Genomic DNA, 756 nt, shown 5'->3' with positions numbered 1-756 from the left:
AACTTGGGCCAGAGCGGGGAATTAAGGTGGTATTTTCTCCGCATACTAAGCCACTCCCGTGTTTGTTATGGGCAGGTGTCCGGCTAGGAGTTTGGGGAGGAGGGAATCTCGGGTACCAACAAGAGATTTGTTTTCAGCATTCAGGCTTTCGATTGCTTCGTAATAACTTCGTACCGAATTAGAGTATGCTCTTCGAATTGCCTGGGATGGCAAGGCGAGCTCGTAACCCATAATTGCATCTTTATCACCTCTAGGCATCTTTGCCCCTTTAGAGGTTGTCATCATAAATTCGAAGAATAAATCCTGATAAAGAAAATTAAACAGGAACTCCCGTGCCTCTGAATCTTTGCTCACAAAACCAAGCACATCTGGTGACCTGCCACCATTAAAATGTGCAAACCAAATTTTCTTAAAATATGGTCGAATATTTGAAACGAGAACATGCCCTTCTTCAAATAGCGGAACTGTTTTACCTCCCGGCAACGCGGTTGCCACAGAAATGCCTCGCTTATTCTCAAGCATGTTTTCAGTCGAAACGTAATTTTCTACGGTTATTTCTGAGGCAGCTATTCTATCTGCTGCATACGAAGCAACATCAGCCAATATTCCTGGCTCCCACCCCTCCGGAATCTCTCCCAACGCTGACTCTTCCATCGCCGATGGAAACAGCGCGGCGGTTTGGGCCAGTTCAGCGTAGGCGCCTGGTTGCTCGGCTTGCAGTTGTTTAAGGGCGGCTTCGTCTTTGGCGGAGATGAC

Annotated in this window: 1 protein-coding gene; it reads right to left on the bottom strand. The window is 47.2% G+C overall.

Annotation, left to right across the window (positions count from 1 at the left end; genetic code table 11):
- Positions 1 to 45: 45 nt before the first annotated feature.
- Positions 46 to 756, bottom strand: a 711-nt coding sequence (locus S1OALGB6SA_RS10015) for a restriction endonuclease subunit S domain-containing protein (RefSeq protein WP_230204352.1), incomplete at its 5' end; no start/stop codon positions are given.

The sequence above is a fragment of the Olavius algarvensis spirochete endosymbiont genome, from assembly GCA_900608495.1.
Taxonomy (GTDB): Bacteria; Spirochaetota; Spirochaetia; order DSM-2461; family DSM-2461; genus UBA2779.
Note: the sequence above shows the minus strand (reverse complement) of the source record. Positions and strands in the feature narration are given on the sequence as shown.